17 protein-coding genes are annotated in these 11,089 nt (G+C 68.7%); 11 read left to right on the plus strand and 6 right to left on the minus strand.

Features of this window, described 5'->3' with window-relative positions; genetic code table 11:
- Nucleotides 1–119: 119 nt before the first annotated feature.
- Nucleotides 120–1,136 (plus strand): hypothetical protein, encoded by a 1,017-nt coding sequence (locus tag ACIA8L_RS56055; RefSeq protein ID WP_395918452.1) that lies wholly within the window; start codon nt 120–122, stop codon nt 1,134–1,136.
- Entirely contained in the window at nt 1,129–1,533 is a 405-nt protein-coding gene (locus ACIA8L_RS56060; RefSeq protein WP_395918454.1) for a DUF4406 domain-containing protein, read from the plus strand. The genes ACIA8L_RS56055 and ACIA8L_RS56060 overlap by 8 nt, the downstream gene beginning before the upstream one ends.
- Before the next feature lie 53 nt (nt 1,534–1,586).
- On the opposite strand, the gene ACIA8L_RS56065 is transcribed toward ACIA8L_RS56060, so the two are convergent.
- Together ACIA8L_RS56065 and ACIA8L_RS56070 are read right to left on the minus strand one after the other, a co-directional pair.
- A complete protein-coding gene (locus ACIA8L_RS56065; protein ID WP_395918455.1) occupies nt 1,587–2,225 on the minus strand; it encodes a hypothetical protein in 639 nt (212 codons plus the stop codon).
- 157 nt (nt 2,226–2,382) lie between these two features.
- On the minus strand, nt 2,383–2,745 hold the full coding sequence (locus ACIA8L_RS56070) for a hypothetical protein (protein ID WP_395918456.1): 363 nt from the start codon (nt 2,743–2,745) through the stop codon (nt 2,383–2,385).
- Between the two features lie 134 nt (nt 2,746–2,879).
- Here ACIA8L_RS56070 and ACIA8L_RS56075 point away from each other — a divergent pair, with 134 nt between their 5' ends.
- From ACIA8L_RS56075 to ACIA8L_RS56090, 4 genes are all read left to right on the plus strand, one after another.
- On the plus strand, nt 2,880–3,311 hold the full coding sequence (locus tag ACIA8L_RS56075) for a hypothetical protein (RefSeq protein ID WP_395918457.1): 432 nt from the start codon (nt 2,880–2,882) through the stop codon (nt 3,309–3,311).
- 106 nt (nt 3,312–3,417) lie between these two features.
- Complete coding sequence (locus ACIA8L_RS56080; protein ID WP_395918459.1) at nt 3,418–4,053, plus strand: methyltransferase domain-containing protein; 636 nt, start codon at nt 3,418–3,420, stop codon at nt 4,051–4,053.
- A 212-nt stretch (nt 4,054–4,265) separates the two neighbouring features.
- A complete protein-coding gene (locus ACIA8L_RS56085) occupies nt 4,266–4,499 on the plus strand; it encodes a hypothetical protein (RefSeq protein ID WP_395918461.1) in 234 nt (77 codons plus the stop codon).
- A 146-nt stretch (nt 4,500–4,645) separates the two neighbouring features.
- Nucleotides 4,646–4,999 carry a VOC family protein gene (locus ACIA8L_RS56090; protein ID WP_395918463.1) on the plus strand — a complete coding sequence of 118 codons (354 nt, stop codon included), beginning with the start codon at nt 4,646–4,648 and terminating at the stop codon, nt 4,997–4,999.
- Between the two features lie 95 nt (nt 5,000–5,094).
- On the opposite strand, the gene ACIA8L_RS56095 is transcribed toward ACIA8L_RS56090, so the two are convergent.
- Both ACIA8L_RS56095 and ACIA8L_RS56100 read right to left on the minus strand, forming a co-directional pair.
- Nucleotides 5,095–5,415 carry a hypothetical protein gene (locus ACIA8L_RS56095; protein WP_395918464.1) on the minus strand — a complete coding sequence of 107 codons (321 nt, stop codon included), beginning with the start codon at nt 5,413–5,415 and terminating at the stop codon, nt 5,095–5,097.
- 99 nt (nt 5,416–5,514) lie between these two features.
- Nucleotides 5,515–6,033, minus strand: a complete 519-nt coding sequence (locus ACIA8L_RS56100) for a hypothetical protein (protein ID WP_395918466.1) — start codon at nt 6,031–6,033, stop codon at nt 5,515–5,517.
- Nucleotides 6,034–6,254: 221 nt separating this feature from the next.
- Here ACIA8L_RS56100 and ACIA8L_RS56105 point away from each other — a divergent pair, with 221 nt between their 5' ends.
- The 3 genes from ACIA8L_RS56105 (at nt 6,255) to ACIA8L_RS56115 (ending at nt 7,631) form a co-directional block, all read left to right on the plus strand.
- Entirely contained in the window at nt 6,255–6,881 is a 627-nt protein-coding gene (locus ACIA8L_RS56105; RefSeq protein WP_395918467.1) for an RICIN domain-containing protein, read from the plus strand.
- Between the two features lie 130 nt (nt 6,882–7,011).
- Nucleotides 7,012–7,146, plus strand: coding sequence for a hypothetical protein (locus ACIA8L_RS56110; RefSeq protein ID WP_395918469.1), 135 nt, complete (start codon nt 7,012–7,014; stop codon nt 7,144–7,146).
- Between the two features lie 146 nt (nt 7,147–7,292).
- The gene (locus ACIA8L_RS56115) at nt 7,293–7,631 is read left to right on the plus strand and encodes a hypothetical protein (RefSeq protein ID WP_395918471.1); all 339 of its coding nucleotides are present in this window, start codon (nt 7,293–7,295) and stop codon (nt 7,629–7,631) included.
- 252 nt (nt 7,632–7,883) lie between these two features.
- Here the strand turns inward: ACIA8L_RS56115 and ACIA8L_RS56120 are convergent, their stop codons facing one another.
- Complete coding sequence (locus ACIA8L_RS56120; protein ID WP_395918472.1) at nt 7,884–8,327, minus strand: hypothetical protein; 444 nt, start codon at nt 8,325–8,327, stop codon at nt 7,884–7,886.
- 37 nt (nt 8,328–8,364) lie between these two features.
- Between ACIA8L_RS56120 and ACIA8L_RS56125 the strand changes: the two genes are divergently transcribed.
- Together ACIA8L_RS56125 and ACIA8L_RS56130 are read left to right on the plus strand one after the other, a co-directional pair.
- A complete protein-coding gene (locus tag ACIA8L_RS56125; RefSeq protein WP_395918473.1) occupies nt 8,365–8,883 on the plus strand; it encodes a hypothetical protein in 519 nt (172 codons plus the stop codon).
- Between the two features lie 283 nt (nt 8,884–9,166).
- A complete protein-coding gene (locus tag ACIA8L_RS56130; RefSeq protein WP_395918475.1) occupies nt 9,167–10,063 on the plus strand; it encodes an aminoglycoside phosphotransferase family protein in 897 nt (298 codons plus the stop codon).
- 180 nt (nt 10,064–10,243) lie between these two features.
- Here ACIA8L_RS56130 and ACIA8L_RS56135 read toward each other — a convergent pair whose 3' ends face one another.
- Nucleotides 10,244–10,525 carry a hypothetical protein gene (locus ACIA8L_RS56135; protein ID WP_395918476.1) on the minus strand — a complete coding sequence of 94 codons (282 nt, stop codon included), beginning with the start codon at nt 10,523–10,525 and terminating at the stop codon, nt 10,244–10,246.
- Nucleotides 10,526–11,089: the final 564 nt, after the last annotated feature.

Raw genomic sequence — 11,089 nt, forward strand, 5'->3', positions numbered from 1 at the left:
CGATGGCGTAGACGCAGGCAAGCACAGGCCCGAGCCGCTCATTACCGCAAACGACTCGAACCGCCGTAGGACACGACCCGCCGTTGCAGTACTAGTCGGACCGGGCCGGGCGCGGCGGCATGCTCGCGGCCGGGCTCGCGGTGGTCGCCGCCGGAGCGGCCGTGAGCCTGCTCCCGGCGACCGTCACCGCGCTGTTCACCTCGCGTGCGCTGGAGGGCGTCGGGGTCAGCCTGGTGCTGCCGGCGGCGAACGCCTGGTTGGGCGATGTCCTGGGACCCCGCCGAAACGGTGCCCGGCTCGCGGGCACTGTCAATGCCTCCGCGGCTGCGGCCGGTACCATCGCCGCGTTCGTGGTTGGCGCCGTCTTCGTCGATCGAGGCGCGGCGGCCGGGCTCCGCGCACAGTGGCCACTGCTGCTGGCCGCAGTCGTTGTCGGCGGCGCCGCCCTGCGGTGGGGCCGCTCGGCGAGGGACGAACGCGGTCCGCAGCCGACCCTGCCCGCCCTGCCCGAAGGGGCCGATCGGCGTGCCTTCTGGGGCGGGACCGCGGCCGCCGCGGCCGGCTATGCGCTCGCCGCCGTGTTCCTCTCCCTCGGCGCGCACATCGGGCTGGAGCTGACCGGTTCGTCCAGCGCAGTGGCCGACGCCGCATCGCTGACGCTGTTCCCGCTCGCCACCGCGTCCGTGCCGTGGCTCACCGTCGCCCGGCCCGAACGGAGTTCGCTCGCGCTCGGCGGCGTGGCCGCCGCCGCGGGGATGCTGATGCTGCTCACGGTCGGCCGCGGTGGATGGGCGGCGTTCGCGATCGCCGCGTTGCTGTCGGGGGCCGGGTTCGGGCTCCTCATCCGGGCCGGAACCGCGCTCGTGCATCGAAGCAGCCCGGCCCACCGGCACGCCGGCGGACTCGCCACCATGTCCATCGCGATGTACGCCACCCAAGCCGGAACGGCCCTCGCCGCAGGGTTGGCCGCCCAGGTTCGCGGTCTGCAACCGGCCGTCATGGCCACCGCTCCGCTCGTGGCCGCGCTCACGATCGCCACTGTGCTCGCCGCCCGGGTGCTCGCGGCGCCCGGCCACGCCACTGCATTGACCCACCGTCCCCGCCCGCAACCCGACAAGGAGCACGTCGATGCCTGAGCCCACCACCAGCCTGATGATCCTGATCGCCGGTCCCTACGCCTCCGGAACGGGCGGCGACCCGGACCTCATGCGGCAGAACCTACGGCGGCTCGAGACCGCGGCCTGGCCTCTGTTCGAGGCGGGCCACCTCCCGATGATCGGCGAGTGGGTCGCCCTGCCCGTGCTCGACAGCGCCGGCGCCACCGGGCCGACCGATCCCTTGGCCGCGCAGGTCCTGTACCCCGTCGCCGCCCGCCTCCTGCAACGCTGCGACGCGGTCCTCCGGCTGCCCGGCGAATCCCGCGGCGCGGACCAGGACGTCGCCATCGCCCGCGAGCGTGGCATCCCCGTCTACTACGACATCAACGATGTGCCCGGAGTGCCCACCTCCGAACCCGCCGCAGCGGACGGCTGACCGACCCTTTCGACCAACCGCCACCGATCGGCCGAACCAGGCAGGACCGGCGGCTACTCGCTCGGGGACGGTACCGCCGCCGGTGGCCGGCTCCTGAACCCTCGCACTGTCGGCCAGCTGAGCAGGGCAAATCCGACCGCGTAGCCAACCATGGCGAGTACCCCGCGCGGGTAAAATATGTGGCTGTCGTAGAACTCGTACGTGGACACGAGCAGGACCGCCGAGCCGGGCAACACTCGCCAGCCGTGGCGGACGGCGAGGGCCGCCGATGTGGCGACCACCGCCACCGCGAGCGCCCGCACACCGGCGTGCCCCATCGAGTCGGCGGTATCGAACAGCGCGGCGATCGTCGGGCCCACATCCTGCCCCTCGACCGCGTGGACCTGCACGGTGCCGGCGGCGATACCCGCGACCGCGTCGAGCCCGGTGTACAGCGCCGCGAACGCCGCCGCCCCCAGCCAGGCCACAACCGTCGCCGCGCCGGCGACGCCGCGCACCGGCCGGCCCCACAACGGCACAATCAGTCCCAGCGTCAGCAGCGGGAAGGCGGGCAGCAGCCAGATATGCATCATCGCCCACATGTGGGCAGTGGACGCGTTCAGCCCGGTCGGGTGGAACAGGCCGACAACGGCCAGCAGCAACGGCATGACCGTGACAGCGACCACGTTGCCGACGGTTGGCGATCGGCGCACCCTCGCATCCTAGGTCCGGTTCGGGCCCGTAAATCTTTCCAGCCGCTTACGAACCACGCGATCCTGGTCGTGCGAACGCTCGACGTTTTTGGGACTTCATGGTCCGGTTACGGGCGACTGGCTCCGCCGGCACACCACCGCATCGGCGGCGGGGCGGTCAGCCGTCGCCGATGCCGGCCGCCTTGTCGAGGCGCTGCAGCAGGTCGTGGGCCGCGAGCTCGACCGCCTTGTGCCGCCACTCGGCGGCGCGATAAACGCAGGCGATGAGGGCCGTGCGATGCACGCGTCGCAGGTCGCCGTACACGAAGGCGTAGCGGGCTTTGGTTTCGCCAGTCGCACCATCGGTCAGGCCCAGGTGCCACTCGGCGTAATCTGCCCACGAGTGCCGGCCGAGGTACGCGTTCTCGTCCTCGGCCCGCGGCTGGGACTCGCGCCAATCGCTGTCCAGCACATACTGCTTCGCGTCGATCAGGCGTTTGGCTCGCTCCACCGCGGCCGGGTTCACCGTGTAGCTGGACATGACCTTTGCGGTACCCGCTAACACTGGACTTCAGACATCCCGCCACACCAGCCGCCGGATCCGGGCCGGCGAGGCCCCCCTGCGCTGGAACGCATCCTGAGAACCATGTGCGGTGATGGCTTATCCTGGGCTCCATGCGCCCCGGACCGCTCATCGTGCTGGGTGTCGTGGTGGCGGCCGCCGCAACGACTTTCGCCGTCACCCGGCCGCCCGACGGCGCCGCCAGCCCGGAGTCCGCAGTCAGCGAGTACCTCGCGGCGCTCGGCGCCCGGAACCGAGACCACCTGCAACGCCTCGCCGACCCGGAAAACGACACCACCGGCGAGATCACCGCCCGCCTCGAACGGCTCGGCGGCGGACGCCTGATGGTCACATCCATCAGCGTGATCGGCACCGAGTCGGACGTCACGAAGGCGGCGGACATCACCGGATCGGTTGACGGCAACCCGTACACGAACCGATTCTGGCTCCACGCCTACGCGGCGACCTGGCCACGCGACGGCCTGCGCTGGTTCGTCATCCTCGGCCCGAACCGCAACGCCCACCCCAAACCCTCCGCGAACTGACATCTCAGCCTGCGGCATGCACCGGCCCGGGCCCGCTGACGTCCGGTCATGCCGGCCCTGTTCGCGCTCCGCTCGCGGCCGGCCGGGCTGATCGATAATAGGGCGCATGAGCTTCCGCTACGACGATGTGCTCAACGCATTGCGTCAGGCGTATGACGCCCGCGCGGCGTACCGTGACGGCTTGGCGAAAGAGCCGTGGAAGCTCACGGAGCGAGCGGCGTTTCGTCACCGGTTGGCGCCAGGCGCACGGCTGCTGGAGATCGGCGCCGGGACCGGTCACGACAGCGCCTATTTCCAGCAGGAGGGCGTCGCCGTCGTCGCGGTCGACGCGTCGCCGGTCATGGTCGAGCACTGCCGGGCCAAGGGCATCCAGGCTCACGTCGGGGACTTCCTGCATCTGGAAGTGCCGGCCGGTTCGTTCGACGCGGTGTTCGCGATGAATTGCCTGCTGCACGTTCCGAACGACGACCTGCCCACGGTCCTGGCGGCGATTCGGACGGTCCTGCGCCCTGGCGGGCTGTTCTTCGTGGGTGTGTACGGCGGCGACGAGAACCTTGAAGGTACCGTCGACGATGACCGGTACGTGCCGCCGCGCTTCTTCTCCTGGCGCACCGACGAGCGGTTGCTCGACTTCGCCGCCGCGTACTTCGACGTCGTGGATTTCCACTGCGTCGACCTCGGCGACGGCGAACGGTTCCAATCGCTGACGCTGGGCCGGCCGAACGGGACGCGCGTCAACTGACCCCCGATGCATAGATCTTGGCTCTTCTGCTGGGTATGGGTCGGCGATTCGCGCCCGTCCGTCCGGCAAGCCAGCGACCGGTGCGGCGAATTCACTTGCTCGGCGGGCCACCAAGGCGCTCACCGAACTCCGTCGCGTCCTGCGGCCTGGCGCCACCGTCGCGCTCACGTCGCCACGACGACCTCCGCGCACCGCTGGCCGCGGCCGGATTCGTGGACGTCAGAAGCTTCAACATCGCCGTCCACTTGCCCGTTCCCGATCCGCAAACCGGCTGGGACTTCCACATGTCACACGGGTTCGCCGGCCTGATTGAGGCACTCGAACCCTCGGATGCGATTGAATTTCACCGGCGTGCCCTGGCCGAGCTGACTCGGATGCACGACTCAGGCGGCATCCTCCTCGATCGCGGTGCGGTAGTACTGCTGGCCACCGATCCCGCCGAGTAGCCCGCACCGCCGGGGCCCTCGGCGATCGAATCGCCAGATGAGCAAGGCGGCAGGTGGCGATCCGGCCGCCGGCTCGCTGGCATCCAACGCACGCCGGATACACGTGCTCGATCGACTATCTTTGTCGAAGGCGAAGGGAGTGCCTCGTGATCCACCATGTGCAACTGGCTTGTCCGCCTGGTAGCGAGGATGCGCTGCGCGCTTTCTACAGCGATGTGCTCGGCTTCGAGGAGATCGCCAAGCCTCCTGTCCTGGCTGCTCGCGGTGGGTGCTGGTTCCGAGGTCACGGCATCGAACTGCACATCGGGGTGGAGCAGGACTTCCGTCCGGCCCGCAAGGCCCACCCGGGTCTGCTCGTCGATAACCTCGACGTTTGGGCTGCGCGGCTGAGCACGGCCGGCTACGACGTCGCCTTCGACGACGACTTCCCCGGCATGCGGCGTTTCTACAGCCAGGATTGTCACGGCAACCGACTGGAGTTCCTCCAGCCGTTGACCTAAGTCGTCGCGCTCTGATCGGCAGGATGGGAAGCTTCCACCTGACCAGGCCGTATCCGCAAGTGGCGCGGCCGGGCCCGCAAGCGGTATGGGCGCGGTTATGCGAGATCTTCGAAGGACTGCTCGCCGGGACGCCAGCACATCCAACGCCCGTCCTCGAAGCCGCTCAGAAGCGCGATTTCCGGTCCAGGCACCTCGTCGGCCTCAGGATGCAGCCGGATCGCGCCTCCGTCGAACTCGATCCGAAGGCCCCGACCGGTCTCCTCCACCGTCGCGACGACACGGCTCGGCACGAAGCTCCGTAACGCATCGGCGTAGCCCTCCTGCCCCGGGCCGATCAGACCGACCGGCGTCTCTACGACGGGCAGACATCCTCGATTCGGCAGGATCGAAATCTCCGGTCCCGTCAGCCTGTTCACCGCCGGTGACGAGCACCGTTCGGTCACCGTGCTCCCGCAGCGGCATAGAACGTGCTTCGCTGCATGCTGCGTCCGGGTGCACGACTTACGGCACCAGGGTTACTTGCTGATGACGGGTTTGCCGTCGGGGCGCACGACGCTCCAGTTGCCGCCGACGCCTTCGCCTTTCGTGTCGGTGGGTGATTGGTCCTGCTTGTAGAGATACAGCGGCCAACCGGCGAGGGTGACCTGGATGAGGCCGTCGGCGCGGTGGACGGTGCCGACGAGGGCGGGATCGACGCCGGTGAGTTTGACCGGGGTGCCGTCGGTGAGCAGCGGCGGCCATATGACGAGGCAGTCGCCGGTGCAGTTGACCTTCGAGGGCTTGTTCTCGTCGGCCTCGAAGCGGTACACGATGCGGTCCTTGAACCGCACGACGTCGGCCTCGGTGCCGCCCACCTCGGCCTTGCCTGCGGTCAGGGTGACCGGCTCGGGACTCGGCGTCGGGATCACCACGGCGGGGCCGTCGGTCGGGTCCAGTTCGGACGGTGCCGAGGCCGGCGGGCCGGCGGCGGACCCGCACGCGGTCAGACCGCCCAGGGCGACAACGAGGACCAGTGCGGCGATGAGGGCTTTCACGGGAGGTCTCTCCTCTGAGCGTCGACGGCGGCGCGTGCAGATAGACACGCGCCGCCGCCCGAACCGGTTCGGCCTTCGGCCGTCAGCAAGCCGACGGAGGGCGCGGCGCCGCTGCGCACGTCGTGCCGGTAACGGCGACTCGCTGAACCGGGCGCCGGGGCCGCTCGTGTCTGGTGACGGACCCGTACCGCTGCCGTCGAGCACAGGAAGCGAGCACAGACATGCGCACGAGTACCCTCCGCCGGACCGCGACGCTCCTCGGCGGCGTCGCCCTCGCCGCCGGGCTGCCGGCGGCCCTCAACGCCACGCCGGCCGCCGCCGAAGACGTCCTGCCGCCGGTCAAGGACCAGATCATCCAGCCGACCGGCGGCGTGAACGTCCTGCAGCCCGACGGCAACAAGGCGGGCGCCCGGATCGTGCTGCGGCCGCGCATCGGCCAGGCCGGGCAGACGCCGGAGTCGCAGGTGTGGACGAAACAGTTCCCGCGGATCGATGCCGCAACTACCGTCACCAGCAAGGTGCTGCCGAATGCCTTCGCCTACCAGCCGAGCCTGCGGCCCGGCAGCCGGCCGCTGTGCCTGGACGTCGTCGGCGACTCGCAGCAGGCGGGCGCGGCCCTGGAACTGCGGCCGTGCGACGGCACGCCGAGCCAGGCGTTCGTGCTCCTCAGCAACGCCGGCCCGACGTTGGTGCAGAACGTGGGCAGCGGCCTGGCGCTGACGGTGCGGGCCGACGGCACGGTCGTGCAGCGCGGCTTCTTCAAGCGGGCCGAGACCGACGGCGGCGGGGAGCCGCAGCCGCAGACCAAGGTCACCGCCACCCAGCTGTTCAGGTTCGGGACACGCTAATGCCAAAGCAGACTGTGTCGATGAACGGCGATCGCACTCCCCAGCAGGCTTCGGCGTTCCTCGCGTGACGAGGAGGCGGATCGTCGGCTCTTGGGAGGGCATCGAGATGGCCGTGCGTGGCGGAGGCCGAGTGGTGCAGAAGGCCGTCGATGGCGCAGACCCGGTAGAACCCAGTCACGATACGGCCATCGCGCACACCAACGGCGGCATGTGCGCGCACGTGATCTTGGCTTCGCAGAACCGTTCCATGTTCGTTGGCGGCTGATCATTCCACCGGCTTGGCTCACAGGGCGCTGCTTTCTCGCCGATCGCGAGTCGGATCTGCTGGGCGAGGGGACGGCACGGGATGTGTTATCCGTGGCGTGAATCCCTGCGAGAGGGTCTGGAACGCTGATGCGCCATCTTGGCCGCGTGTCGATCACGGATGAGGAGTTCGCGCAGGTGCGGCGGGCCGTTGCCTACCGTGCCGCGCTGTGGTTGATCCGGTTCGAACTTCTCGGGCTGGTGGCGTTCATATGGTTGCTGGTGGGCGCGCCGTCGGCTCTGTCGTGGCTGCGGGGGGTTGTCTTGGCGGGTGTTCTCGCGTTGGCCGCAGCGGCAATGTTCCTGCAGTATCGGGCGGGGTACCCGGTGTTGCGAATGCGGACCTCACGGCCGCAGGACCGACGGATCACCCGCACCTTGTATGGGGATATTTCATGTTCTGGCGGTAGCCGCCCGGGCGTTGATCCGCGCGACGTTGCAGGTTGACCGGGGGGAGGGCTCCGCGCCCCAGGGCAATTGGGTCGCTGGTCGCCGGTGCCGTCCTTGTGCCATTGTTGGTGCGTCGGCGAAGGACAGCTCAAGGCCCGGCCGCCTCGCCGACCGACGGCTGACGAACCCGGGCTCTCCGGATTCGGCGAGCATCTCGTTGCCATCACCGTGCGCAGCCCGCGGTACGCGGCATGAGCATGAACCAGGATTCGTGCTGTGAGAGCAGCATGAACGGATGCGGCTCACAGCTCACCGTTCGGTCAGATGAGGATCGTGGATGAGGCCGTGAGTAACGGCATAGAATGCTGCATGGACTTCGACCACTACGTCCCGGTCAGACACCCTCGTCCAGTGCCGCGGCAGCAATGCACCAACGATGGCGGCGCCGGGGAGGCGCCCGACCGCGTCAATCAAGCCATAGATCTTCAACGCAGATGCGCGGCCGCAGCCGTTGCGGGCGGTCCGCCTGAACGCCACCACGGGCGCGCACTTCCAGGTGTTGCGCTTCCAGAGCTGCGAGGCCCGGAGAAACAGGATTGAGGTCTCTTCGCCCGCCAGCGCAATCATCGGCTTCTGCGGCAGTTCGCCGGGCAGCCGCCCACATTCTGTGACGAGTAACGACCCGTGGAGAGCGCCCGCAGCGGCATGTGCGCGCACGTGATCTTTGGCCTGAGATTGCAGGTCAAGGACCACACGAAACGGGTGCGGTGCCTCGTGGCAGGATCGGCGTGTGGCAGTGCGTCTGTCTGTGGTTGAGACGGTTGTCTCGCCTTCGTTCCGAACGTTTTGGCTGCACTGCCGGGGCCAGGACTATCTCGAAGTCATGACGGCCGCGGCCGGGCGGACTGATGCCGAAGACGTTGGCTTCGCCGGTTCGGCGGTTGCGGTGCGAACGGTCACCGATGCCGGCAGCGTACGGGTCACGGTCGAGATCTGGTCCCGGCAGCCGATGGTGTTGAGCGATGAGCCGCGCTTCGAGTATGCGGTCGAAGGTGAGCTTGAGCTCCCTGCTGGGCAGTGGTGCATTGACGAGTCCCATGACTCAGGCGTTCAGGCCGGGGTGTCGTTGCCCGGTGGCGCCGGCCGGTACGGGGTCCGGGTCACCGCCTACAACCAGCAGCGAGTGACCGACCTGATCGAGGAGTACGCCGAGGATTTCGTCGCGGCGATGGCCGCGGTGCGGGCGCTGCCCGCGGCGGAGGGCGAGCGGTACCGGTTGCAGCTGTGGCCGGTCGGGCGGGGCCGATGACGGCTCCGCCCGAGCAACTTTCAGGTGTTGATCCATACGTAGAACTGGTCGTGGTCGAGGACGCGGTTGGTCTTGTAGTCGCCTGGACGTGTTTCGTGGCGACGTCACGGTAGTTGGTGGCCAGCACGGCTCCCATCCCGATCATCAAACCCGCGAACGCAAGGAGTATCCAGGACGCGGCCACGCTGCTGAGCATCGCACGGCGACGAAACCGTCGGCCGACGCGCCGGTCTGCTCGGTGCCGATCCGGCGGTGCCGGGCGGGCGGACGGTAGCGTGGTGCGATGAGCGATCCACCCACGACTCCGGCCGGTTTGCCGGCTGCGGAAATCGAGATCGATGAGGACCTGGTTCGGGCGCTCCTGCGCGCTCAACATCCCGATCTGGCAGAACTCCGGCTCATACTGACCGCCATCGGCTGGGACAACGTCACCTATCGATTGGGCGACCGGTTGGCGGTTCGGTTGCCCCGCATTCGGGCCGGTTCCGAGTTACTGCGACATGAGCAGACGTGGCTGCCTGTGCTCGCCGGGCGGCTGCCGATACGCGTGCCTGTGCCGGAGCGGCTCGGCGAGCCCGAGGGCGAGATGTTCCCGTGGCGATGGAGTGTGGTCCCGTGGATACCGGGCAGGTCCGCCGAACACGCCCTGCCCGATCCGACGCAGGCCGCCACGTTCGGCCGGTTCCTGGCGGCACTGCATCATCCGGCCCCCGACGACTTTCCTCGTAACGACTGGCGCGGCATCCGGCTCACGAACGTCACCGACCGGGTCGACCGGCAACTACATGATGTCGCCGACGAGGTGCCACTGGCTGCTCTCCGCGACCACTGGCAAACGGCACTAGCAGCCCGGCCGGACCCGCTAATCACGTGCATTCACGGTGACCTACACCCCAAGAACGTGGTAGTGGATAACGGCCGGCTTGCTGCGGTACTTGACTGGGGTGACATGACGGCCGGCGACCCTGCGACCGACGTCGCCGCCGCCTGGATGCTGTTTCCGGTTCCAGCGCACCCATACCTCTGGAAAGCCTATGGAACTATCCCACCGTCAACCATGGACCGAGCGAAGGGCTGGGCCGTGTTCTTCGGTCTGACGCTGCTGGAGGCAGGGCTCGCCGGCGACGGACCATTCGAGGCTATCGGCCGGGCGACCCTCGAACGGCTCTGCACCCCCTGATGGCGCGACATGCTCAAGATAGTTGCGTATCGCGTCTGCTCCAGCATCAGCCCATTCGACAAGATCGAGTGCACTCAATTCGGCAGAACCGGAAGCTGCGGCCGCGGCGAGGTCCGTCACCTCCGATGACGAGCTCGAGCCGGCCATCGCGCACCGGCGGCGGCAGATCCGGGAAGCCGGTCAAGACGGCTGCCGCGGAGCGCCCCGCTCCCACCAGTCGCCGGGCGGCTGCGCTCTGATGACCTCCGCGACGATCTCCACCGGACCGAAGTTGCAGTACTTCCAGAGCTCCTTCGACGCTCGCGAGTACTGGAACAGCACACGGTCGACGTCGAAGGCGTCGAGTTCCCCGGCACGGTACCGGTCGACAGCTTCACCGACGCGGGCGACGAGCTCGCCCACCGCCTCGTGGTACGCGGCCACCACCTCGCGCGCTGCCCGTCGCTCCGCCTTGTCAGACACGGACACGAGACTACCCAGCACCGCGGCGCAGGCGCTGCATCAGCCGAGACCGCCCGGATCGCGCCATGTCCGGGAACGTGATCGAGGCGTGCCGACCAAATCAGCAGCGCTACTTGCGGATCGTTCGCCCAGCCAGATGAGTGTGCCGAGCTGCTCGGAGACGACGAGCGACGCGTGGTCGGGCAGTACCGCACCGCCGGAGCCGGGTCGGATGCGCGACGTCGCGGCGGTCAGGTGGGCGAGCAGGGTGGGGGCGCGGAGCGTGCGCTGCCTGGCATGTTGTGGTGCTCCGAGACCCGGAATCGGTGGTAGCCGAGGGCCTCCACGCGGGTGGCGAGCGCGGTGGTGTTGGCGCGGGCCGTGGCGTTGCCGCGCCCTCGGCCACCGGAGTGAGGTCGAGGACGGAAAGCGGCAGGTGACGTTACGTCAACACCAGCCGCTTTCGCCTCCGGACCGTGTCCGTGATGCCGTTAAAGATCTTTCGGTTTTTGGGTGATGGTCATAGTCGTAGGCCGGTGTGGTCGAGGAAGTTGAAACAGAGTCGGTAGCTGCTGCCGATGCGGT

The organism is Dactylosporangium sp. NPDC051541 (assembly GCF_044454505.1).
GTDB lineage: Bacteria > Actinomycetota > Actinomycetes > Mycobacteriales > Micromonosporaceae > Dactylosporangium.

Coding starts and splice junctions, on each gene's coding strand:
- ACIA8L_RS56130 (WP_395918475.1), top strand. CDS start 9,167: ATGAGCGATCCACCCACGACTCCGGCCGGTTTGCCGGCTGCGGAAATC.
- ACIA8L_RS56070 (WP_395918456.1), bottom strand. CDS start 2,745: ATGTCCAGCTACACGGTGAACCCGGCCGCGGTGGAGCGAGCCAAACGC.
- ACIA8L_RS56075 (WP_395918457.1), top strand. CDS start 2,880: ATGCGCCCCGGACCGCTCATCGTGCTGGGTGTCGTGGTGGCGGCCGCC.
- ACIA8L_RS56060 (WP_395918454.1), top strand. CDS start 1,129: ATGCCTGAGCCCACCACCAGCCTGATGATCCTGATCGCCGGTCCCTAC.
- ACIA8L_RS56080 (WP_395918459.1), top strand. CDS start 3,418: ATGAGCTTCCGCTACGACGATGTGCTCAACGCATTGCGTCAGGCGTAT.
- ACIA8L_RS56055 (WP_395918452.1), top strand. CDS start 120: ATGCTCGCGGCCGGGCTCGCGGTGGTCGCCGCCGGAGCGGCCGTGAGC.
- ACIA8L_RS56105 (WP_395918467.1), top strand. CDS start 6,255: ATGCGCACGAGTACCCTCCGCCGGACCGCGACGCTCCTCGGCGGCGTC.